17 protein-coding genes are annotated in these 23,700 nt (G+C 67.6%); 8 read left to right on the plus strand and 9 right to left on the minus strand.

Going from position 1 to position 23,700, the window contains the following annotated elements:
* The first annotated feature begins 231 nt into the window (after window positions 1–231).
* The 3 genes from DBO33_RS14265 to DBO33_RS14275 all read left to right on the plus strand — a co-directional run bounded on the left by DBO33_RS14265 (window position 232) and on the right by DBO33_RS14275 (window position 5,101).
* Window positions 232–1,857 carry a class I adenylate-forming enzyme family protein gene (locus tag DBO33_RS14265; RefSeq protein WP_234390833.1) on the plus strand — a complete coding sequence of 542 codons (1,626 nt, stop codon included), beginning with the start codon at window positions 232–234 and terminating at the stop codon, window positions 1,855–1,857.
* A gap of 46 nt (window positions 1,858–1,903) precedes the next feature.
* Window positions 1,904–3,142 (plus strand): acetyl-CoA acetyltransferase, encoded by a 1,239-nt coding sequence (locus DBO33_RS14270; protein WP_199856613.1) that lies wholly within the window; start codon window positions 1,904–1,906, stop codon window positions 3,140–3,142.
* A 285-nt stretch (window positions 3,143–3,427) separates the two neighbouring features.
* Complete coding sequence (locus DBO33_RS14275; protein WP_107655456.1) at window positions 3,428–5,101, plus strand: hypothetical protein; 1,674 nt, start codon at window positions 3,428–3,430, stop codon at window positions 5,099–5,101.
* 177 nt (window positions 5,102–5,278) lie between these two features.
* Here the strand turns inward: DBO33_RS14275 and DBO33_RS14280 are convergent, their stop codons facing one another.
* Window positions 5,279–6,211, minus strand: coding sequence for a MerR family transcriptional regulator (locus DBO33_RS14280; RefSeq protein ID WP_199856615.1), 933 nt, complete (start codon window positions 6,209–6,211; stop codon window positions 5,279–5,281).
* A gap of 50 nt (window positions 6,212–6,261) precedes the next feature.
* Here DBO33_RS14280 and DBO33_RS14285 point away from each other — a divergent pair, with 50 nt between their 5' ends.
* Window positions 6,262–6,915, plus strand: coding sequence for a maleylpyruvate isomerase family mycothiol-dependent enzyme (locus tag DBO33_RS14285; RefSeq protein WP_107655457.1), 654 nt, complete (start codon window positions 6,262–6,264; stop codon window positions 6,913–6,915).
* 66 nt (window positions 6,916–6,981) lie between these two features.
* Here the strand turns inward: DBO33_RS14285 and DBO33_RS14290 are convergent, their stop codons facing one another.
* From DBO33_RS14290 to DBO33_RS14300, 3 genes are all read right to left on the minus strand, one after another.
* Window positions 6,982–7,353, minus strand: a complete 372-nt coding sequence (locus tag DBO33_RS14290; protein WP_107655458.1) for a helix-turn-helix domain-containing protein — start codon at window positions 7,351–7,353, stop codon at window positions 6,982–6,984.
* A gap of 467 nt (window positions 7,354–7,820) precedes the next feature.
* Window positions 7,821–8,294 carry a GAF domain-containing protein gene (locus tag DBO33_RS14295; protein WP_107655459.1) on the minus strand — a complete coding sequence of 158 codons (474 nt, stop codon included), beginning with the start codon at window positions 8,292–8,294 and terminating at the stop codon, window positions 7,821–7,823.
* Between the two features lie 139 nt (window positions 8,295–8,433).
* Window positions 8,434–9,141 carry a GntR family transcriptional regulator gene (locus tag DBO33_RS14300; RefSeq protein WP_107660270.1) on the minus strand — a complete coding sequence of 236 codons (708 nt, stop codon included), beginning with the start codon at window positions 9,139–9,141 and terminating at the stop codon, window positions 8,434–8,436.
* A 157-nt stretch (window positions 9,142–9,298) separates the two neighbouring features.
* Here DBO33_RS14300 and DBO33_RS14305 point away from each other — a divergent pair, with 157 nt between their 5' ends.
* The 4 genes from DBO33_RS14305 to DBO33_RS14320 all read left to right on the plus strand — a co-directional run bounded on the left by DBO33_RS14305 (window position 9,299) and on the right by DBO33_RS14320 (window position 13,636).
* Complete coding sequence (locus DBO33_RS14305) at window positions 9,299–10,576, plus strand: MFS transporter (RefSeq protein WP_107655460.1); 1,278 nt, start codon at window positions 9,299–9,301, stop codon at window positions 10,574–10,576.
* Window positions 10,577–10,586: 10 nt separating this feature from the next.
* Entirely contained in the window at window positions 10,587–11,246 is a 660-nt protein-coding gene (locus tag DBO33_RS14310; RefSeq protein WP_107655461.1) for a 5-oxoprolinase subunit B family protein, read from the plus strand.
* On the plus strand, window positions 11,243–12,115 hold the full coding sequence (locus DBO33_RS14315) for a 5-oxoprolinase subunit C family protein (RefSeq protein WP_107655462.1): 873 nt from the start codon (window positions 11,243–11,245) through the stop codon (window positions 12,113–12,115). Before DBO33_RS14310 ends, DBO33_RS14315 begins: the two co-directional genes overlap by 4 nt.
* 204 nt (window positions 12,116–12,319) lie before the next feature.
* The gene (locus tag DBO33_RS14320) at window positions 12,320–13,636 is read left to right on the plus strand and encodes a lipase family protein (protein WP_234390834.1); all 1,317 of its coding nucleotides are present in this window, start codon (window positions 12,320–12,322) and stop codon (window positions 13,634–13,636) included.
* Here DBO33_RS14320 and DBO33_RS14325 read toward each other — a convergent pair.
* The 5 genes from DBO33_RS14325 to DBO33_RS14345 form a co-directional block, all read right to left on the minus strand.
* Window positions 13,567–19,854 carry a non-ribosomal peptide synthetase gene (locus DBO33_RS14325; RefSeq protein WP_159080249.1) on the minus strand — a complete coding sequence of 2,096 codons (6,288 nt, stop codon included), beginning with the start codon at window positions 19,852–19,854 and terminating at the stop codon, window positions 13,567–13,569. The genes DBO33_RS14320 and DBO33_RS14325 overlap by 70 nt on opposite strands.
* 162 nt (window positions 19,855–20,016) lie before the next feature.
* Window positions 20,017–20,898 (minus strand): PaaX family transcriptional regulator, encoded by an 882-nt coding sequence (locus DBO33_RS14330; RefSeq protein ID WP_107655465.1) that lies wholly within the window; start codon window positions 20,896–20,898, stop codon window positions 20,017–20,019.
* Entirely contained in the window at window positions 20,879–22,114 is a 1,236-nt protein-coding gene (locus tag DBO33_RS14335; protein WP_107655466.1) for a kynureninase, read from the minus strand. Before DBO33_RS14335 ends, DBO33_RS14330 begins: the two co-directional genes overlap by 20 nt.
* A 4-nt stretch (window positions 22,115–22,118) precedes the next feature.
* A complete protein-coding gene (locus tag DBO33_RS14340; protein WP_107655467.1) occupies window positions 22,119–22,973 on the minus strand; it encodes a tryptophan 2,3-dioxygenase in 855 nt (284 codons plus the stop codon).
* A 111-nt stretch (window positions 22,974–23,084) separates the two neighbouring features.
* Entirely contained in the window at window positions 23,085–23,534 is a 450-nt protein-coding gene (locus tag DBO33_RS14345; protein ID WP_107655468.1) for a nitroreductase family deazaflavin-dependent oxidoreductase, read from the minus strand.
* Between the last annotated feature and the right edge of the window lie 166 nt (window positions 23,535–23,700).

The raw sequence follows: 23,700 nt of genomic DNA on the forward strand, positions 1-23,700 counted from the left end.
CTCCCCGCAGACCCCGCCGCGCGCCGCCCCGGCGGGCCCTCTCCACCCCCATCCCCCAGCGGGTGGGCATCCCGCCCAGCGAGCTCCGCGACGCCCGAGTTAACCTCCGGAACGCCCGCACCCCCCCCCGCCGCTTCTTACCCCGCGGCCGGAGGGGGGAGGGTGCGCCCCCCCCCCCCAGAAAAGGGTGGGCGCGAATTTCGCGAGGGGGGGTGGTGGCAGCCCGACACTTTGCCGGAGCTTTTGCAGCGTCGGATCGACGCGACGCCGGACGCGCCCGCCGTAACCGATCCCGCCAACCTCACCGCGTTGATAGGTGCCGAACCACGGACACTGTCCTGGCGTGAACTCGACGAGCACATCATTGACCTCGCAGCAGTGCTGTACCGCAATGGCATTCGGCAAGGCGACACCGTCGCGGTCCTGCTGCCGAATTCGATCGCGCTGACAGCCACCTATTTCGCGCTGTGGCGGCTCGGCGCGGTCGCGACACCCATGCCCGCCTCCTACCGCCGTCACGAGCTGTCCGGCATTGTTTCCGCCGCCGACGCGACGGCGATCATCACGGCAGGTCAGCTCTCGGGTCGCGAACTCGCCCGCGAGGCAATGGAAGTAGCGGGCGACAGGGGCACTGTCTTCGCCTTCGGACCCGGCGTACCAGACGGCGCGATCCCGCTGGGCGACCCGGTCGACACCGCCGATCGGGAACGGCTGCGGTTCTATGTTCGCGGACTGACGGTTTCGGTGAACGACCGCGTAACCATCTGCTGGACCAGCGGCACCGAAGCCGCACCCAAGGGCATTCCCCGCTGCCACGGCGACTGGCTCGCCATGGCCTGGGGCGTGCAGGACGGACTGCATCTCACCCCGGAGTCGGTGCTGCTCAACCCCTTCCCCATGGTCAATATGGCGGGCTTCGCTGCATCCTTCCTGCCGTGGCTGCTCACCGGCGGACACCTGGTGCAACACCATCCGCTGGATCTACCGGTCTTCCTCGGACAGATCGCCCGACATCGAGTGACGCACACCAGCATGCCGCCCGCACTGTTGACGATGTTGCTGCACAACGAGACTCTGCGCGCATCGGCCGATCTGTCGTCGCTGCGGCGGGTCGGGGCCGGGGGCGCACCCCTGCCACCGCGCGTGGGGCGCGGCTGGCAGGACCAGTTGGGCATCGAGGTGCTCAACTTCTTCGGTTCCAACGAAGGCGTTTGCCTGCTCGGCGCACCCGTCGACTTCCCCGATCCGGAGATCCGCGCGCAGTACCTCCCGCGCTATGGCGCGCCAGGCGTCCACTGGGCGTCCCGGCTCGCCGACCGAACGGCGGTGAAACTCGTCGACGTCAGCACCGGCGCGACGGTTACGGAAGTCGGTGGGACCGGCGAACTCCGGCTCGCGGGCCCGGCCGTGTTCGGCGGCTACCTGCCCGGCACCGCCTCGGCCGAACCGTTCGACGACGACGGGTTTCTGTGCAGCGGAGACGTATTCGAGCTGTGCGGCGAGGACGGCCGATACCTGCGTTTCGTAGACCGGATCAAGGAGATCATCATCCGCGGCGGCATGAACATCGCCCCGGCGGAGATCGAGGGCCTCCTTGCCGATGCGCCCGGCGTAGCCGACGTAGCGGTGGTCGGCTACCCGGACCCGGTGCTCGGCGAAAAGTGTTGCGCGTTCGTAGTTCCCGCGCCCGACGCGACCGTGACGCTGGACGTCCTGACCGGGCACCTACGCGCCCGCGAGGTGGCCTCCTTCAAATTGCCCGAGCGACTGGAGATCGTCGAAACCTTGCCCCGCAACCCGGTCGGCAAGCTGCTGCGACGCGACCTTCGAGCGACATTGACCGGCGACCAGCCCTGAACGGAATCAGACAAGCACCGTTCAGCCCAGACATACAGGAGTTCCCGTGTCCACCAGCACCATTCATCTACTCGGCGGCAGCCAAACCGATTTCGCCGTCAACTGGCACCGCGACGGCAAGGGCTTCGACGCGCTCGTGGAAACCGTAGTCGGCCAAGCCCTCGCGACAACGACCATCGCGCCGGACGAGATCGGCGTGATCCATGTCGGCAACGCGTTCGGGCAGTTGTTCACCGGCCAGGGTCAACTCGGCGGGATGCCCGCCACGGTCATCCCCGAACTGTGGGGCGTACCGGCGAGCAGGCACGAAGCAGCCTGCGCCTCCGGCAGTATGGCGCTGCTGGCCGCGATGACCGACCTCGAATCCGGTCGCTACGACTGCGCCCTGGTGATCGGCGCCGAGCTGGAGAAGACCGTGCCCGGCGACGTGGCGGCAGGCTATCTCGGTGCCGCCGCCTGGGTCGGTCATGAGGCGCAGGACACGAAGTTCGTGTGGCCCACCATGTTCGCCGAGCTCGCCGACGAATACGACCGCCGCTACGGCCTGGACGGCACCCACCTGCGCGCCATCAGCGAGCTCAATATCGCCAACGCACGCACCAACCCGCTGGCACAGACCAGGAATTGGACATTCACCCCGGATAGCTTCGGCACCGATGACACCGCGAACCCGCCGGTGGCCGGTCGACTACGCCGTCAGGATTGCAGTCAAATGACCGACGGTGCGGCCGCCGTGGTCCTGGTCTCGGACCGATTCCTGGCGCGGCGCAGCGACTTACGGCCCGACAGCCGCGCGGTGATCAGCGGCTGGGGCCATCGCACGGCGGGCCTACCGTTGGCGCAAAAGCTAAGCGCCAGCGCCGACGACCCATATGTCTTTCCTCATGTGCGTCGGACAATGCTCGACGCACTCGGCCGTGCCGGCCTGCCCGATATCGACGCGGTGGACGGGGTGGAGGTGCACGACTGCTTCTCCATGTCCGAGTACATGGCGATAGACCACCTCGGCATCACCGGCCCGGGGGAGAGCTGGAAAGCCGTGGCAGGCGGCGATATAACGCGTGACGGCCGGATACCGGTCAATCCTGGTGGTGGATTGATCGGCGGTGGCCATCCCGTGGGTGCGACCGGTGTACGAATGGTGCTCGATGCCTATAAACAGGTCACCGGGCAGGCAGGAGCCTACCAAGTGCCGGATGCCCGTCGATTCGCCACCCTCAACATCGGTGGGAGCGCCACGACCGCAGCGAGTTTCATCGTGGAGAGCCGGACGAACCGGTCATAGTGAAGTCGGACCTTTCCTGATCTCGTCGTATTCGCCGACAGTGCAAAGACACTCGGCGCGCAGTGACCGCCGCCGCACCGCCGCCGACCGGTCGATCCCCGGCAACACAGCGGTTGCGAATCGTCGTGCCTGTTCTATGATCATCCGGGAAACACAGCGGCGGCACGCCGCATTCACCCGGCAAATCGACGGTTTTCGCTGGCAACGGTGCGTCACGGGCGAATGCGATGTAGCCTTCCCACGCGTGATCACTTGTCTGCCATCGAATCTCCTCCTGGAGCCGAAATGACCATCCAGCATCCCATTGAGGACGAGGTCACACAGCTGGCGAGGCGGGTCGAGAAGGCCCGCGGCCGGCTGGCATACCAATTCGATCCCGCGTTGACCGAAGCGCTCTCCGAGGACGAGCTGCTGGCCGAACGCGAGCTCGCCGAGAAGATTCGCGGGCAAGACCGTGGTCAGCGCTGGAAAGAGGCTCAAGCCGCCGCGTCGGCGGCCGACCGCGCCAGGCAGACCACCGAAGCGATCGAGAAGGCCGACATGCGAGATCTACTGGTGGCCCGCAAGGCAATTGCGGCGCAGCGCCGTGAGTCGAGCCCGCATGCCAAACTCGCCTCGCTATACCGGCATCGGGCCTGGTCGTTGCGTGCGCTCGCCGGTGTCGTCGGCGCGGGCATGCTGTGGTCCGCGGTGAACGTCCAGCACAACATCGCGCCCGGCGGTCCCGGTGACCCGCTGTACTGGTTCAGCTACCTGCTGGAAGCGATGATCAGCGTCTGCCTGATCATCATCATGATCGGCACGAACAAGGTGGCCGAGTGGGGTGTCGTCGACAACCGTAAGCAGGTCGTCGCCGCCGAGGTCGCGCTGCTGTCGCTGACCGTCACCCTGAACACCTACCCGTATCTGCGTGCGGAGCATTGGTACGACGCCGCCGTGCACGCCGTCGCGCCGGTGATGATCGGTGTCGCGCTGCTCATCCACGACGCCGCCAGCGCCCGCTACGGGCTCGCCATCCACCGCGCCACCGACCAGGTCCGGGATCTGCCCGACCCGGCCGAGCAGATCCGCCGCACGCTGCCCGCGATCGCCAGCTACCGGCTGCGCCGCTCGGCGGCGGAGGTGATGGCGTCCAACTCCATCGCCGAGCTGACCGTCGAGGCCGAACCGGACCCGCTCGCGGAACTGGGCGCCGGACCAACCGGCGATGCCGTGGAACCCGAGATCGAAACCGTCGTGGTCACCGACGAGGACGACGCGGCGACACCCGAGCCCGCCGCTCCCGTCCGCTCGGCGTTCCGTTCCGCTACCCCGCCGCCCTCGGCAAAGGTGGTGGCCGCCGCGACCCTCGCCAGCGACCTCGCCGACACCAAGGACATCCGCCCCGCGGCGAAGTCCGAAAACGGCTCCGCGCCCAGCACTTCCGACCGCAAGCCCACGGTGCCGGCACCGGCGCCCGAAGAGCCCGCCGCGAAGAGCAAGCCCGCCACTCCCGTGAACGGCGAGAAGCGCGACACCGACAGCAAGCCCGCCACCCCGGTGAACGGCTCGAGCACGGCGACCAAGCCCGCCGTGGCAGCCCCCAGCCAGAAGTCGGCCACCCCGACCAAGGCCGCCGCTCAGCAGGCCGCGCCGTCGAAGACCATCGCCACGCCGGCGAAGCCGAGCAAGCCGGCCGCCACCACCGCCGACAAGCTCACCGTGAAGTCGGCGGAACGCCCGTCCGCGACCGCGCCGACCGCCGCCGTCAAGCGGCCGGCCGACGAAAAGCCCACCACCCCAGCCGATACCAAGCCCGGCAAGGACGCCCCCGCCATCCCCACCCCGGAAATCCACGACACCGGCCAATTCCGCATCGCCGAGATCCTCGAACAGGAACTCGCCGAACTGCAGGCCGCCCGGCGCCGCGCCCGCACCAGCCGCAAGACGTCCACCCCCGCGGCGGGCCGCGACCGCTAGGCCCTGTGTCGAAGTCCCATCCGGCGCCTCCGGGGGCTGGATCGCCGCCTGGCCGCGTTGTCGTCGTCGCCGATACAAACCCGGTATCGGCAACTCCTCCGCCTTGCCAGGCGACGATCCAGCCCCCGGATGCATCCGGCCGGACTTCGACACAGGGCCTAGGAAACCGTTGCGGCGCTAGATCGTTTGCCGCAGCGCGTCCGACAGCCAGTAGTGAATGGCTCCGGCCGTCGCCTCCGTGCCGGTGATCTCGGCCGTGAGGCGCCAGTAGCGGTGCAGCCGAGGATCGCTGTCCGCTGTGCCGGTGAGCAGTGCGCGCCGGAACCGGGGAGTGTCCCGTTCACGGCGGGCTGCCGCGTGGGCGTGCACGTACTGGTCGAGCTCCGCTCCCGGACGGGGCCTTTCGTGGGCGGCGACCAGTGGCGCCACGATCTCGCAGACGTCGGCGACGGCCGTCGCCCAGTGCCTGCGGTCAGCGATTCTCGCGCGCCGCGATCGCCAGATCTGCTGCGTCATCGCTGTTTTGACGCGCGGATCGGTGGCGAGTGCGGTGAGCTCGGCGTAGGCGACCAACCGATGCGGCGCGGGATCGCTCGGCAGCGCGGGCAGATTCATGTCGATGAACGAATCGAACTGCTCGCGAGGTAGCGGGCCGAGAATAGGCCGCCAGAATGCGACGGCGCTATCGATGATCGAGCTCCGGTCCTGCACCGCGGCAAGCAGTTCCAGGCGACGCGCACGTTCGCCGGGCGGTGCGCATTCGATGGCGAACAGGGCCGCCCTGCGCCACCGGAGCGCTTCGAGCTCGGCATCGAGGGTGGCGCGTTCGGCGGCCGCGACCGCACCGATCGACTCGGCGCCGTCGAGCACGCCGACGATCGCGGGCAGCGGCACACCCAGCGCACGTAACCGGCGCACCAGCAGCAGCCGGTCCACCGCGGCGGGGGAGTCGAATATTCGATGCCCGCCGCCGGTCCGGCGATACTCCAGAATCCCGCTGTCGCAATAGAACCGGATCGTCCGCACGGGCACCCCGGTGCGGCGCGCCAACTCGCCGATGCTCATCGCGGCAGGGCAGGTGTCCTCGGTCACATCGACTTGAACCTCCACTCGGGTGGAGTTCCTACCGTAATGGAACTTCGAGTGAGAGGGATCGACCCATGAACCACCCCGAATCCATGACGACCGAACAGATCTGGCAGGCCGTGGCCGCCGAACGAGCGCATGTGGCCGACTTGCTCGCCGACCGCACCGAATCCGACTGGGACCACGCATCGCTCTGTGCGGGATGGCGCATCCGCGATGTCGTCGCGCATCTGGTGCTGTCGACGCGGGCGAATCTCGGCTGGATAGTGGTCAATCTGCTGCGCGCCCGCGGCAATGTGCATCGGGGCTTGCGCGACAGCGCCATTCGCTACGCCGACCGCGTCGGCACCCGCCAGCTTCTCGCGGAGCTACGCGCCACCGCACCGTCCCGATTCGTCCCGATCGGCACAGTCCCCGCCGACCGCCTGCTGGACGTGCTCGTGCACGCCCAAGACATCGCCATCCCGCTCGGCATCGTCCACGAGATGCCTTCCGTACCAGCCCGATCAGCGCTGGACCGGGTATGGGAAACGGCCGATCGTTTCGGCATCGAAGAGCGACTGTCGGGCTATCGCCTCGTCGCGACCGACATCGAGTGGTCCACGGGCGCGGGTGAACTCGTCCAGGGGACCGCAGGCGCACTGCTCTTGCTCGCGACGGGCCGTTCGGCCGCAGCAGCGCTGCTGACTGGTCCGGGCGTCGCCACATTGACCGCGAACGGGGCATGAGCCGGGGCCGCGTCTACCACCGCCCCTGTCCGCGCATCAGCTGGTCGAACCTGTTGAGCGCAACGGCTAATGCGCGATATCGCGACCGGAGCCGGCCGCATGCTGTCCGTGATTCCGGCGCAGTTCCGAATTGATGCGTTGTGCTTCGGCGAGCTGGTCTTCGAGAATGATGATGCGGCAGGCCGCGTCGAGCGCGGTGCCCTGGTCGACCAATTCGCGGACTCGGGCGGCGATGCGCAGTTGGTAGCGGGAGTAGCGGCGGTGGCCGCCGTCGGAGCGTTGGGGGGTCAGGAGTTCGGCGGCGTCGAGGGCGCGCAGGAAGGCCTGGGTGACGCCGAGGGCGTCCGCGGCGCTGCCCATGCTGTAGGCGGGATAGTCGTCGTCGTCAAGTTTGGCGCCGGGGTTGTCGGTTGCCGAGTCGGCGTGGGTCTGTTGCATGAATACCTATCTGCGAAACAAGAATTGGGCCCCGGCGCGTGCGGCGCCGGGGCCCAGAGGGGGTTTATTCACCATGCCGGTCATCGTGACCGGCTTCGTCTTTCCACATCCCGTGCTGCAGGGTGGGGTGTGGGGATCGCATCGTTAGGACTGTCGACCACCTCCAATCCATGGAACCGCGATGCCCGCTTGCGCTGCGATACGCGCTATGCCGTCCGAACGCTGAGAGCGTGTCGGAACCGGGCACCGCTCCCTACCTTTCGTGGTGTACGTCCCTCCCCTCCGGTGGCGCTGTCGTCAGCCACCCGGAGGGGAGGGTATTCAGTCACTTCATCTCATTCCGGGAAGTTCATCCTCTACCCGGCCAATGCGACTTTCTTCTCTGCTGACGGGATGAACCATATAACAGTGGTGCGGGAATGTCTACAGTCGCGACTGTAGATTTTCTGCGCGTGTCGCGCCGCAGCTCAGAGCGCTGCGGGGCGCGTGGCAAGGGTCTGTTCGGCCGCCGCGCGCAGTTCCTCGAGCCGCGCTCGTTCCCCGGCGGTGTAGTCGCGGACCTGGTCGTCGAGCACGCACACGGTGCCGTACACGCTGCCGTCCGGGTTGTGCACGGCCAGCCCGAGGTAGTTGACCAAGCCGAACTCCACTTCGTCCTCGTTCCCCGCGAAATCCGGGTCGGCGCGCGAATCACGCACGAACAGTTCGGTGTCGTTGTCGACCACCCGCTCGCAGTACAGCTCGTGCGCCTCCGGAAAGGCAGAGCCCTTCTTGCCTTCGGCACCCACTGTGTAATGCACCTCCGCCGCACCGGCCGTCGCCTCCACCGCCATATGCGTCGGCGTCGACCGCATCACCAACACCGACCGCACCCCCAACTCGGTTGCGGTCTGCGCGAGCAGCGATTCGATCGGCTGGAATTGCGCACTGCTGTCGGACATGAGGACCTCTCCTGGCACGAGACACACGGGACAAGTCGTCCCACTGTCCTCGGCCGGCGGCCCGGTGACCAGGATTGCGCTCAGGGTGCCGGAAACTGGCGCGACGGACTCGTCGGAATCGGCGCGGATGCTTGAGAGCTCAGGCGACAATCTGGGTGTACGCCGCGCGAATATGTGACTCTGCGTCGCTGAGGTAATCGGCCAGCATCTGCTCGGCCTCGGCGGTTCGACCGCCGACCATCGCCTCGTAGATCTCGTGATTGCGAGCCAGGTAGGGCTCGTGGAAGGTCAGCGGATCGGCCATCACATGGAAGACCAGACGCAGCTCGTTCCACACGCTCGACATCATCTCGTCCAGCCGCCTGCTCCGGTTCAGCGCGGCGATCGCCTTGTGGAAGTCGATGTCGGCCGTGCCGACGCCGGTCCAATCCTGTTCGGCGGCACAGGCATCCGCGTGGGCGAGCGCGGCGGCGAGGTCGGTCGGCCGCTGGCCGGCTGGATCGAAACCGTGCACCGCGGCACCCTCGATCACCCGGCGGCACTGATAGAGCTCGGCGACATCGTCCGGGGTCGGGATGCGCACGAAGGCACCACGATTGAGCTCGTGCGTCACGAGCCGTTCCTCGATCAGCGAGCGAAACGCTTCACGCAGCGTATTGCGCGAAACTCCCAGGGCCGCACAGATATCCGGCTCGGACAGGCGGGTTCCCGGCCGCAGCGACCCGTCCAGGATGCTGGCCCGCACGATGTCGGCGGTTTGCGAACTGCGACTGGACCGGGCGAGCAGCCCCTTGTGTTCGGACAGCGCCGTGTAGACGGGATCGGGCCGATCTACCGGTGTTGTCATGCAAACCTCCGCGGACCAGTGACTTTGCCGTTCGAGCATAACCCAGTGATCGAACCGCCAGCCGACGATCCCACCTTAGGATTGCAGAATCGTTCAACGATCCGTAGTCTGCTGTGACGTACGTCGCTCTCCTGAGCTCGAGCATTGCGAGGCAGCCATGAGCCTTTCCACAGACCTCCCGGTGGATCCGGCCGAAAAATCACAACCCTTCGACTGGTTCCGAACGTTGAGCGCCAAAGGCAAGAAGGCCTTCCTCGGCGCGTTCGGCGGATATGGCTTGGACGCCTACGACTTCCAGGTGCTGCCGCTGGCGCTCGGCGCCATCTCGTCGTACTTCGTCATCAGCTCGGGCCAGGCGGGCCTGCTGACCACGGTCACCCTGCTGGTGTCCGCCCTCGGCGGCGCGCTGGCCGGCGTGCTGGCCGACAAGATCGGGCGAGTGCGCACGCTGCAACTCACCGTCGCCACCTACACCCTGTTCACCGTGTTGTGCGGTTTCGCACCCAATTTCGAGACGCTGCTGGTCTTCCGGGCATTCCAGGGTCTCGGCTTCGGCGGCGAATGGGCCGCGGGCGCGATCCTCGTCGCCGAGTACGCGCAGACCAAATATCGAGGCCGCACGGTGGCCTACGTGCAGAGTGCCTGGGCGGTCGGCTGGGGCTTGGCGGTGCTGGTCTACACGCTCGTCTTCCAATTCGTCAGCGAAGACCTCGCCTGGCGGGTGCTGTTCTGGACCGGTGCGCTGCCCGCGTTGCTGATCATCTGGGTGCGCCGCAATCTGACCGACGCCGAGACGGTCACCCAGCGCCGGGAATCGGCGGGTAATCGGGCGGGATCGTTCGTCTCGATCTTCCGGCGCGACCTGCTCCGGACGACACTGTTCGCCTCTTTGCTGGCCACCGGTGTCCAGGGCGGTTACTACACCCTCGCCACCTGGTTGCCGACCTTCCTGAAGAAGACCCGCGACTTGAATGTCGTTGGTACCGGCGGTTATCTGTTCCTGCTGATCGGCGGAGCGTTCCTCGGATATGTCACCGGCGGCATCCTCGCCGACCGGATCGGCCGCAAACGCACCATCCAGCTCTTCGCCGTGCTGTCGGTCGCCTTCATGGTCTCCTATATCCAGGTGCCGGAGGGGGCGAACACCATGGTGCTGATCCTCGGCTTCCCGCTGGGCTTCTGTACCGCGGCCATCTTCTCCAGCTTCGGGTCGTTCCTGTCCGAGCTGTACCCGACCGCCTCCCGCGGTACCGGGCAAGGCTTCACCTACAACTTCGGCCGTGGTGTCGGCGCCGTATTCCCCACCGTGGTCGGCTTTTTGGCCTCCACCACGCTGGGCCTGGCCGGCGCGATGATGTTCGGCGCCTTCGGATATGTTCTCGCGGTCATCGCGCTGTTCGGCCTGCCGGAAACCCGCGGCCGCGAATTAGCCTGAAGGAGGGTCGATGTCCGCGATCACCGTGCCGAGGGCGCCGCTGCGGATCCTGCCCGCGGGGGACCGGTCGATGCTCGTCGCGCCCGACGAGCACGCCGATCTGGTCGCGTTCATCGACCTGCTCCGCCGCGAATTGCCCAGCGGCGTACACGACGTACTGCCCGCCGCGCAGACCGTCCTGGTCACCATGAGCGATGCGGCAGACAGCCGAGCCGTCGAAGAGCAACTGCGGCAGCTGTTCCGGAGTATCCAGGGGGCTGGCTCGGCCGAGGCGCTACCGGACGACGTGCGCACCATCCCGGTCCGATATGACGGGCCGGACTTGGAAAGCGTTGCGGCACAGCTGGGTATCTCGGTCCGCGCGCTGATCGCCGCACACACCCGCACGATGTGGCGGTGCTCGTTCATCGGATTCGCCCCGGGGTTCGGTTATCTCGAAGCCGCCGAGTCCGGTTTGGCCGTACCGCGCCGGTCCGAGTCGCGGACCTCGGTGCCCGCGGGCTCGGTGGCGCTGGCCGACGGATACAGCGCCGTCTACCCACGGCGTTCGCCCGGCGGCTGGCAGCTCATCGGCACCACCGACGTCCGGATGTGGGACCTCGACCGGGCCGAGCCGTCCCTGCTGCGCCCGGGCACCCGGGTCCGTTTCACCGAGGAGGCCATCGAATGACCGTGGTACGCATCCTCGATGCGGGTCTGTTGAGCACCATCCAGGACCTCGGCAGGCCCGGCTGGTTCTCCATCGGTGTCGGCGTATCCGGCGCGGCCGATAGAGGTTCGCTGAAGCTGGCGAATCGGCTGGTCGGCAACCCCGAGCACGCCGCGGGCATCGAAACCTTGCTCGGCGGACTGGAACTCGTGGCCGAGGCGCCGGTACTGCTCGCGGTGACCGGTGCCGACGCGCCGATCACCGTGGACGGTGTCGCCCAGGCCCGCGCGTCCGTCCTTGCGCTGCGCACCGGACAGCGACTGAAGCTCGGCATGGCCACCGCCGGGCTGCGCGTGTATGTCGCGGTGCGCGGCGGCATCGCCGTCGATCCGGTGCTCGGCTCCCGCAGTAGAGACACCCTCGCCGGACTCGGCCCCGAGCCGCTGACCGAGGGGGCGCGGCTCAGTGTGGGTCCGACGGAGAACTGCCCGTGGCCGAATGTCGAAGTGGCGCCGGTGCCGCCGATCGACTCCGGTCTGGTCACCGTCCGGGTGCTGCTCGGCCCCCGGGACGACTGGTTCACCGATCCCCAGTCGCTGTTCACCGGCCGCTGGCAGATGACCGACCGCGCCGATCGTGTAGGTGTGCGATTAGCCAGGGTCGGCGACGGAGCACCACTGACCCGGATCAACGACAAGGAGCTGCCGACCGAAGGGGTACCGCTCGGCGCGATCCAAGTACAACCGAGCGGCGAACCGGTCGTCTTCCTCGCCGATCACCCCATCACCGGCGGATACCCGGTCGTCGGGACTGTTGTCACAGCCGACGTCGACCTGCTCGCACAGCTGCGCCCAGGGCAACAGCTGCGATTTCGCCCGGCGACAACCTGACTGTTCGTCGGACGGGCAACTTGTGCAGTTTGCACAGGGGTAGCCGGCAAACCCTGGCCGGTTGCGTAGTGACACTTCCGCGAACAGTCGTGTGAACTGAGACCTCGTTCGGTCCGTCGGGCGCTCGATGGTGTCCCGGTTGGCGGTCGCTGTGGTCAGCGGCCTCTGGCTTCGATGTCAGCTTCGCCCGAGAGGTACCCGGTTGTGATCCCTGTTCGTTGTGCCCTATTCGCAGTAGGTTTCGCGCTCACTGTTTCCCTCGCCGTTGCTGCGACGGCGACCGCCGAAGCGGATTCGCCGAACACCGGACCTCAAGCCACCTGGCCGATCCGTCCCGACGAGAACCAGCTGCCGCAACTGCCGAGCGAAACCGACATCTACCGGTTCATCCCCGTTCCGATGCCCGCGGACGATCACTGGTACGACGACCCGGACGACCTCGACCGCTACGCCAACGGTGACGTGATCCGCAAGCGCGTGGTCACCAGCTATCTGCTCGGCGTGCCGTGGCCGCCGGTGCACACCGAACAGATCCTCTACCGCAGCACCGACAGCCGGGATCGCCCGATCGTCACCGCCACCACCGTGATGATCCCGGGGATCCCGTGGCTCGGCCCCAGCCCGCGACCGGTGATCTCCTATCAGGAGGCGATCGACGGTCTGGACCCGGCGTGCAACCCCTCGCACACCGTGCGCGCGGGAACCATGAAAGAAACCCAGCTGTTGCTGCAATTCCTCGGTGAAGGCATGGCGGTGACGATCCCCGACTTCAACGGCAAGACCAGCACCGCCCTCGCGCCGAGCGAAGGCCACATGGTGCTCGACGGCGTCCGAGCGACCCGGCGCGCGGGCCTGGGCTTGGCCGACTCGCCGATCGGACTGTGGGGCTACTCCGGCGGCGGCAGCGCCACCGGCTGGGCGGCCGAACTGCACCGCGGTTACGCCCCCGAACTGCCGATCAAGGGCAGCGCCCAGGGCGGCGTGCCCGGCGACAAACACGCCATGACCCTCTTCGCCATGGACGCCGGCCCCGGTATCGCCGGGCAAGCCGATTTCGTCGGCTGGATCTGGCTGATCGGACTGTCCAGGGAGTTCCCCGACCTGCTACCGCTCGACAAGTTCCTCACCGCCGACGGCATGACCATGGTCCACGACATCGAACGCCGCTGCCTCTACACCGCGGCCGCCACCGGCGCGTGGCGCCCGCTGAAGAACTACCTCAAAGACCCGAAAGCTTTCCTGGACCCCGACATCCAAAACGTCCTGCACCGAGACAGTCTCGGCTACGGCGACACCCCCGACGTCCCGATCGCCATGTGGCACTCCACCACCGACCCGATCATCCCCATCGCCGCCATCGAACCCGTCGTGCAACGCTACTGCGCAGCCGGCGCCAACCTCCGCTTCTTCAGAGTCCCTGCCTCCGAACACATCTCGGCCGAACTCATCGGCTACGAACCATCACTGCTCTGGCTCACCGCGGTCCTCGCGGGAGCTGACCCCGGCCCCACCACCTGCTGACCGGCACCGAGTATCGGGTCAGGTGCGGGCAAACCCGGTGCAGCGCCGGACGGCAGGAAACCGGAGGCGATGAACTCGCTGATGTAGGCGTCGAGGGCGGCCTCGGTGATGGGTGGGCAGGTGATGTCGGTGTCGGCGAGGGCGGTGCGGGTGTGGGCGTCGCTCCAGTCGAGGCGGGCGAGGCCGATGTAGTTCGAGCTGAGCAGTTCGGCGCGGACGAGTGAATCGTCACCGGCGGCGTTGCGCCGGTGGGATTCGGCGGTGAGGGCGGCGCGCACCGTGTCCAGTGGGGCGGTGGTCACCGGTAGTCCGTGGTGGCGTAGGCGGGCGAAGATGGTTTTCACGGCCACCGGGGTTTTGTTGACCAAGTGGTACACGGTCTCGGCGCGAGGGTGGGTGGCGAGTTCCACGATGGCGCGGGAGACGTAGGTCGCTGGGCTGAGGGAGACGGCGGCGTCGCTGACATCCGGTGCCTGCCCGAGGATCGTGGCGGCCCGGATCATGTTCCAGAACGAATCATCAGCACTGTTCAGGCCGGCTTGCGGGTCGCCGCAGATGGTTCCTGGACGGTAGATGCCGATCGGTACCCCGCGGTCACCCGCCTGCCACACGAGTTCCTCTGCGGCCCACTTGGACAGGACATAGCCGTTCTCGGCGAGCCGGTCTGCCCGCAGCCGGGTGGTTTCCAGGATGAGGCGGGGTGTCGCCGACTTGGCGACGGTGGTGCCCAGCGTGGAGACGAAATGTACCGGTTTGAGCCGGTGTGTCGTCGCCAGCCGGAGTATGTCGCGGGTGCCCTCGACATTGGCCGCGCGCAGTCGGGCGTACGGATCGATGTGGTTGACGCGGGCGCCGTTGTGCAGGATCACGTCGACGGTCTCGGCGAGACGGTCGAATTCCGCGTCGGAGAGCCCCAATCGTGGTGCGGCGAGATCACCGGGGACTGCGACGATTCGATCTTCGGCGGTCGCGTTCCACAGCCGATAACGCTGTAGTACCTGCCGGATTCGATCGGCGCCCTGGTCCGCAGTGTCGGCACGCACCAAACACCACACGCGTGTGTCGGTGTGCTCCAAAAGATCTCGGAGCAGGTGTGCGCCCAGGAAGCCGGTCGCGCCGGTCAGCAACACCACGCGCGGTGTCCCGGTGTGCGGGGCGAGACCGTCGTGCACCGTGATGTCGTCGTCGAGTACGGCGTCCTCGGCCGGCGTCGGCACCCGAGTCTGCGCGGCCGTTCCGGTGAGGTGTGCGGCTAGTCCGCCCACCGTGGGAGTGGTGAGCAACGCGGACATCGGTACGTCGCGCGCCAGCCTGGCCGAAAGTCGTTGATGCAGGGTGAAAGCCATCAGCGAGGATCCGCCGAGCTCGAAGAAGTCGTCGGTCACCCCGATCGGGGAGACCGCCAGCACCTCGGCGAATACCGCGGCGATGTCGGTCTCCAGCGGCGTCGACGGGGCGACGCCGTCGCGTGCCGCGAAAACCGGCTGGGGCAGTGCCGCCCGGTCGAGTTTGCCGCTGGTATTGACCGGCAACGCATCGAGCAGCAGCACCGCCGACGGCACCATATAGGCAGGAAGCATGCGAGAGAGCGACTGCCGCAATGCATTCGGGTCGACATCCGAGTCGGCCGCCGCGACGACGTAGCCGACCAGCCGGTCGCCACCGTCGCACGGTTTCACCGCGACCGCCGCCTGCCCGACTCCAGGGTCGGCGAGCAACGCGGTCTCGATATCGCCGAGTTCGATGCGGTGCCCGCGGACCTTCACCTGGAAGTCGCTGCGCCCCAAGTAGTCCAGGGTGCCGTGCGAATTCCAGCGCACCAGATCCCCGGTCCGGTACATCCGTGCACCCCGCTCGGCCGGATTCGCGACGAAACGTCCGGCAGTGAGTCCAGGCGCGCCTTTATACCCACGTGCCAACTGGACCCCGGCCAAATACAATTCGCCGACCGCGCCCACCGGCACCGGCCGCAGTCGCGTATCGAGGACGAACACCCGCGAATTCCACTCGGGCACACCTATCGGCACCGTGGTCGCAGGCTCGGCCGCATCGACGCGATGCTGGGTGATGCTCACCGCCGCCTCGGTCGGCCCGTACAGGTTGTGCACTTCGGCGCTGCTGATCGCAGCGAACGCTCGCGCGGTCTCCGGCGTCAAAGCCTCACCAATAACGAAAACCGCACGCAGCGAAGACACTTCGCTAGCCGTCGCATGTCCAGCGAATGCAGTCAGCATGGTCGGTACGAAATCGGTGAGGGTGACCCGGTGCCCGGCGATCAGCCCGCACAGCGCCGCCGGGTCCCGATGATCGTCGGGACCGGCCAGCACCATCCGCGCGCCGGCCCGCAGCGGCAAGAAGTACCCCCACAGCGACACGTCGAACGTCGCCGGCGTCTTCTGCAAATAGGTGTCGGCGGCGTCGACCCCGTACTGATGCTGCATCCAGTCGAGTTGGTTGACGATCGCCTCGTGGCTGACCACCACACCTTTCGGACGCCCGGTCGAGCCGGAGGTATAGATGACATACGCGGGATGATCCCCACGCAACGGCATCCGGCGCTCGTGGTCCCGGACGGGCGCCGAGTCCAATCCGGTCAGATCCAAGGTGTCGACGGCGTGCGCCGCCGTAACCGCGAACGCGTCCGCGCTGGTCGTCAACACGCAATGCGGCGCAGCGGAATCCAGCACATAACCGATCCGTTCGGCAGGATGATCCGGATCGATCGGCACCCAGGCGCCGCCGGCTTCGGCGATCGCGCACAGTGCGACAACCTGATCGAGGGAACGCCGCATGGCCACCGCGACAACGGCTTCCGGCCCGACACCCTGCCCGATCAGCCACCGCGCCAACCGGCTAGCGCGGGCCAGCAATTCCCCGTAGGTCAGCGTCGCCGATCCGCACACCACGGCGATGGCGTCCGGCGTGGCCGCGGCTGTGCGGCGCAATGCCGCGCCGAGGGTTTCGGGCGCGACCGAGTGAGCACCACCGGCCGACCACGATTCGATCCGCCGCCGCTCGTCCGGATGCACCATATCGATGTCATCGACGGCGGCGACCGGATCGGCGGCCACCTGGTGCAGCACCCGGATATAGGCGTCGAGGAACCGCAGCACCGTCGGTTCGTCGAAAAGGTCGGTGGCATAACCGAACCGGATGATGATCTGCCCCGGCGTGCGGTCGGCGCCATGATCGTCGACCACCGCGATATGCAGATCGGTCTTCGCCGTGCGCGTATCGACATCGAGCCCGGCGAACGTCAGACCGGGCAGTTCCAGGCTGGCCTTGCCGAAGTTCTGGAACGCGAAACCGACCTGATACAGCGGATGCCGCCCCGGCGACCGCACCGGGTTGACCGCGTCGACGACGTGCTCGAACGGCACCTCGGAATGGGCGAAGTTCGCCAGGTCCCGATCCCTGGTCCGGTCGAGCAGCGCGGCGAAACTCTCGCCGGGATCGATCCTGGTGCGCGACACCGTCGTATTGACGAACATGCCGACGAGATCGTCCAGGGCAGCCTCGGCCCGGTTGGTCATCGGCACCCCGATGGCGATGTCGGTGCTGCCGGACAGCCGCGACAGCAGCACGGCCAACGCCGTCCGCATCACCATGAACAGGGTCGCCTTGTGCTCGCGGGCGACGGCGAGCAACGCACTGTGCAGGGTGGCGGGCACCGGCCGCTGGGTGGCCGCGCCGCGCAACGACGCGGTGCTCGGGCGTGGCCGGTCGCTCGGCAGATCGAGTTCGTCCGGCAGCCCGGCCAGTTCGGTCGTCCAGTAGGAAAGCTGCCTGGCCAGCAGCGAATCCGGGTCGTCGCGGGAGCCGAGCAGCTCCTGCTGCCACAGCGCGTAGTCGGCGTATTGGATATCGAGCGGACGCCAGGCCGGAGCGGTGCCCGCGGCGCGCGCGGTGTAGGCGGTGGCGATATCGCGAGCCAGCGGCGCCAGCGAGGAGCCGTCGGCGCAGATATGGTGCACCGCGCACACCAGCACGTGTTCGTCGGCGGTCCGGAGCAGCCGAACCCGCAGCGGCACCTCGATCGACACGTCGAAGCCGCGCCACAGAATGGCGTGCACCCGTTCGGCCAGCTCGTCGGGTGTGGCCGTCGCCAGCTCCTCGACGGCGAAATCGGCGAAACCACGTCCCGCTTCGAGCGCGTGCTGGCGCGGCCCGGTGCTGTCGGCCGGATACCTCGTGCGCAGGATCTCGTGCCGCGCAACGGTATCGATGAACGCGGCGCGCAAGGCGTCCACATCGAGGTCGCCGGACATGCTGAAGGCGAAGCCGATATTGTCCACGGCCGACTCCGGGTCGAACCGGTTACGCAGCCAGAACCGCAACTGCGACGGGGACAGTGGCACCCGTTCGGGCCGCGGCCGGGCTAACAGCGCCGGTCGGCTCTCGTCGAACCGTTGCGCCTGAATGGCTTTCGCCAAAGCCGCCACGGTCGGATGGTCGAACAGCAACCGGGTCGGAATCCGCGCCTGCCACACCTCGCTCAGCCGTGCGGCGACCTGGGTGGCGAGCAGCGAATTGCCGCCCGAGGCAAAGAAATCGGAGTCCGCGCCCAGCTGGTCGTGGCCCAATACCTGAGCGAACACCTCGGCGACCAGTTCCTCACCGGGGCCGCACAAGGCGCGGCACGCGAGCTGGTCGACAGCGCGGGCCCGCAACGCCGCCCGGTCTGCTTTTCCGGTGGGCGTCAAGGGAATTCGGTCGACGACGGTGATCGTGGCGGGCAGCATGTAGTGCGGGAGCTGCCGAGCCAATGCGCTCGCCAGTTCGGCGTCATCGAGTGCATGGCCGGGTTCGGCTTGCACGTAGGCCGCCAGCGCCGTCTCGCCCGCCGCGGTCTTGCGATCGACGGTCACCGCCGCGCGCACCCCGGGCCTGCTCGCCAGCACCGATTCGATCTCGCCGAGCTCGATGCGGAAGCCGCGCACTTTGACCTGATCGTCGCTGCGGCCCAGATATTCGAGGTCACCGCCGGTGCCGCGGCGGACGATGTCGCCGGTGCGGTACATCCGGGTGCCGGGCAGCCCGTGCGGGTCGGCCACGAAACGCTGTGCCGTCAGGCCGGATCGATCGTGGTACCCGCGGGCCAGGCCGGGCCCGGAGACGTACAGTTCGCCCGCGGTACCGGCACCGACCGGGCGTAGTCGTTTGTCGAGTACCCGGCAGCTGATTCCCGGCAGTCCCGAGCCGATGGTGACCGGCAGGTCCGGGGCCAGCGGCGCGCTGATCGACACCATGATGGTGGTTTCGGTCGGACCGTAGCCGTTGAAGAATCGGCGTCCGGGAGCCGACCAGCGGTGCACCAAAGGTGCGGGGCAGGTTTCGCCACCGACGATCACCACCCGCAGCGTGTCGAGTCCGGTCGGTTCGAGCGAGGCCAGCGCCGACGGGGTCAGAAAGGCATGGCTGATCTCGTGGCGCGCGATGAGGCTCGCCAGCTCGGCGCCGCCGTAGACCGTCGGCGGCGCGATCACCATGGTGGCGGCGGAGCCGATGGCGAGCAGCAGCTCGAGCACCGAGGCGTCGAAGCTCGGTGACGCGAAATGCAGGGTGCGCGCGGCCGAAGTGAGCGTGTACCTGGCGATCTGCTCGGCGCAGAACGCGGCGAGACCGGCGTGGGTGACCGCGACGCCCTTCGGCCTGCCCGTCGAGCCGGAGGTATAGATCAGGTACGCCACGTTCGAAACTCGAAGCAGCGTAGGACGATCGAGGTAAGAAATAGGATTCGCCGATGCCGCGGCGGTCCGGGTGACCAGCTCCGGGTCATCGATCGCGAGCCAGCGCACGCCTGCGGGCAGTGCGGGCGCGTATTCGCAGTTCGTCAGCCCGATATCGGCGCCGCAGTCGGCCACTAGGAACTGGATGCGCTTACCGGGCATCCCGGGATCGATCGGCACGAACGCGGCGCCGGTCTTGGCGACCGCCCACACCGCGAGCACCGAGTCGATCGATCGGGGCAGTGCCACCGCCACCATGGTCTCCGGCCCGACGCCCATCCCGAGCAGTGTCCGCGCCAGCCGCGAGGACCGGGCATCGAGTTGGCGGTAGGTGATCGAGCTGTCGCCGCACACCGCCGCGACACCGTCGGCATTGCGTTCCACTGCGGAGGCGAGCAGTGCGGCGAGGGTGGGGGAGTGTGTCGAGGAGCTCCGGCGGGAACGTTCACGACGAGCGGACGAGGGGGTCCGCTGAATACCACTGGTCAAGCTCTGGTCCCGCCATACGAAGTGACAAAGGGGCCTGATGGTATAACGCCGCACTGCGGTCCACCACCGAATGGAATAACACCTGTTCGCGCACGTGCTCAGCCCGATTTGCCCGGCGCGGAGCCACACTTTACGGCATTGGGTGCCAAGTGATTTCGGAAATCAATGGATCAATATTCCGGGTTTGGTTCCGGCCTCGATGCGTGACCGTACCCAGCGTCGGCTCGGTGCCAGGCAGCGCTGTTGCGCCTCGGCGAACAGCCGCACACTGGCCGGTCCGGGCCAGTCGGCGGGCAACATCGACGCCGGGAGGCCGGGATCGAGGTAGGGGATGATGCGCCATTCGTCGAGCAGTGGGACGAAGTATTCGAAGGCTTGGCGGTCGGTCAGATTGTCGAGAGTGCGAATATCGCCGTGGTGGGCGAGGAACGCGCGGTGCCGCTCGGCGAGGGCGGGCAGATCCCACCATTGCGCGGCCGCGTCGCGCAGCGTGCCGGGCACCGTCAGGTCGGTGGCGCGAAACGAGGTCACGTAGTCGTCGAGCGCCAAGGCCGTGACGATCGTGGCCGCTTCGGCCGCCAGGTATTCGGGGCAGATCCACAGGCCGGCCGACACGGTGCCGCAGCCGATCGAGGACAGCCTGCGGCGCAGCTGGTGCCGCGCGGCGCGCTGGGATTCCGGGATGCCGAACGAGATCAGGTGCCAAGCATCGCCGTCGGCCATCTGCCGGAAGCCGAAGATGCGCGGATCGCCGCGCGAGTACATCGCCTCGGCCGCGGCGGTGATGCGGTATCCGCTGCGGCCGTCGCGTGACTCGGCGTCGAGCACGCCCTTGCTCTTCAGCCGGGTGACGGCGGTCCGGGTGCTCTGCTCGGGCACACCGAGTCCGGCCAGCAGTGCGCTGAAGTCGGCGATGGCGAGCCAGCCGCCCAGGTCGCGCACGTAGGCGCCGAGCACGGTCCGGGCGAGCGAGGTCGCGCTGCCCGGCCTCGAGTCGATGTCGTCGAGGACCGCGCCCGCGAGGTCAGCGCGCGGTGAGTTCATCGCGGATCGCCGAGATCCCGGCGAAAACCTCGGTGTAGGTGGTGCTGAGCGGGCTCAGGCCGATCCGGATGCCTTGCGGCGGACGGAAATCGGGGGTGACGCCGCGTTGCCAGAGTCGCGCGGGGAGCTCCTTGAACTGGGGGTGGTCGATCGTCACGTGGCCACCACGACGGGCGGGGTCGATGGGCGACGATACCGCAACGCCCAGCGGAATCAGCCAGGCCCGCACCAGTTCGAGCGCGAATTCGGTGAGGGCGACCGACTTCGCCCGCACCGCCGCCATGCCCACCTCCTCGATCAGGTCGAGGGTGTCCTGGATCGGCAGCATGCCGACGATCGCGGGCGTCCCGCTGATGACCCGCCGGATGCCCGGCGCGGGAACGTAACCCTGCGCCATCTCGAACGGACTCTCGCGGCCCATCCAGCCCCAGATCGGCTGCGTGAAATCGGCGAGGTGCGCGGCGTTGACATAACCGAAGGCGGGCGCGCCGGGGCCGCCGTTCAGATACTTGTAGGTGCAGCCGACCGCGTAATCGACTGCCCAGGAATCGAGTTCGAGCTCGACCGCGCCCGCCGAATGACAGAGGTCGAGCAGCAGCATGGCGCCGGCGCCGTGCACGACGGCACTGATGGCGGGCGCGTCGAGCAGATAGCCGGACCGGTAGGCGACGTGGCTGAGCACGACGAGCGCGGTGCGGTCGGAGACGGCGTCGGCCACCTGCTCGGCGGTGACGCCGCCGGTGAACTCCGGTTCGATCCAGCGCAGCGTCAGGCCGAGTTCGGTGGCGATCGCCTCCAGCAGGTAACGGTCGGTGGGGAAGTTGTCGCGGTCGAGCACGATCTCGGTGCGCTCGCCCCGGCGCGCGAGCGCACCACGGGCGATCTTGTACAGCAGCACCGTGGTCGAGTCGCCGATCGTGGTCTGACCCGCGGCGGCGCCGAGCACCGCCGCACCGATCCGGTCGCCGATGGCGAGCGGCAGGTCGAACCATTGCTCGTCCCAGCCGCGGATGAGGCGTCCGCCCCACGCGTCGGTGACGAAGGAGGCGAGGCGGTCGGCGGTCGCCCGGAGCGGACGGCCGAGCGAGTTGCCGTCGAGGTAGGCGACGATCTCCGGGTTGTCGCTGCCGAGGAATCGGCTCGGGTAGTCGCGCAGCGGATCTGCGTCGTCGAGAGCTTTCGCGCGCATGGCGAAGTCTGGTGCGGGCGAGGTCATGCGGTCAGCGTCCGATCTCTGTGCGTACAGCGAACAGTTCGGGGAAGAAGGTGAGGTCGAGCGCGCGCTGTAAGAAGCCGACCCCGCTGGATCCGCCCGTGCCGCGTTTCATGCCGATGGTGCGCAGCACCGTGCGCAGGTGCCGGAAGCGCCACAGCTGGAAGTTCTCCTCGAGGTCGACCAGCTCTTCGAAGGTCTCGTAGACCGACCAATGTTGTTCCGGTGCTTCGTAAATGGACTTCACCAGCGGGAGCAGCTCGGGGTCGAGCACGTAGGCCTTCGTCACGTCCCGGTCCAGGGTGGAGTGCGGCACGTCGAGTCCGCTGCGCGCGGCGTGCCGCCAGAACGCGTCGTAGAGGCTCGGTTCGTACAGCAGCGCCTGTAATTCCTTGTGCGCGACCGGGTCTGCTTCGAAGACCTTCAGCATCGAGGCGTTCTTGTTGCCGAGAATGAACTCGACGGCCCGGTACTGATACGACTGGAAGCCCGACGAATTGCCGAGAAAGTCGCGGAACTGGGCGTACTCGGTGGGCGTCAGGGTCGCGAGCACCGACCACTGCTCGGTGAGCGTCTTCTGGATGTGCTTCACGCGCGCAATGCATTTGAGGGCGACACCGATGTCGTCGGCATCGAAAGCCGCACGCGCGGCGCGGGTTTCGTGCAGGACCAGTTTGAGCCACAGCTCGGTGGTCTGGTGCTGGATGATGAACAGCAGCTCATCGTGGTGCTCCGGCTTGCTGACCGGATGCTGGGCGCTGAGCAAGGTGTTCAGGTCGAGGTAGCCGCCGTAGCTCAGGCGCGAGCTGAAGTCGGTCACGATGTCGTGTTCGAGTGCGCGGGTGTTCTGCTCGACGGTCATGCGAAATCCCCATCGGTCGGGTGTGGCCTTCCTCCACACTATGACACGATCGTGACGATCGCTAGTTATGTGTCACAACTGGGGATCGGCTGCCTGGGGTTTCGCCGCGGGTTAACGCGGTCCGGCGGCGCCGTTCGAACGCGGAACGAGCGCGAAGATCGGGATGGTGCGGTCGGTCTTGCTGCGGTAGTCGGCGAAACTGGGGTACATCGCGTCGAGGCCGGGCCATGCGGCCTCGCGTTCGGCGGGCGAGAGTTCGGTCGCCGTGACGGGGATGGTCTTGCTGTTGATCTGGACCTCCGCCTCGCGGTTCGCGCGCAGGTTCAGCACCCAGTCGGGATGGGTCGGGGTGCCGCGATGGGACCCGGCGATGAGGTAGCGGCCGCCGTCTTGCTGGTAGAGCAGCGGGGAGGTGCGGCGCTGGCCGGACTTGCGGCCGACGGTGGTGAGCAGCAGGATCGGCGCCTTACCCAGCCGGCCGCCGAGCTTGCCGCCGCTGACCCGATACAGAGATGCGTTGAGGCCCGCGAAGATTCGTTCCAGCTGATGTGTTATCGACATGGAACCAGCCTAGGTGCGGGCAGGTCTGCGAGCGGTGGATTTCGGGTCATGGAGCACCGCTGCCATGACAATACCGGCGCGCTGTGCGGCAGCTAAAAGTCGCGGCATTTTCGCGGACTTATTCGAGCGCCATAATTCGACGCGCGCCGTTGCGAGCATTCGACGA

The sequence above is a fragment of the Nocardia suismassiliense genome, assembly GCF_900269665.1.
Lineage (GTDB): Bacteria > Actinomycetota > Actinomycetes > Mycobacteriales > Mycobacteriaceae > Nocardia > Nocardia suismassiliense.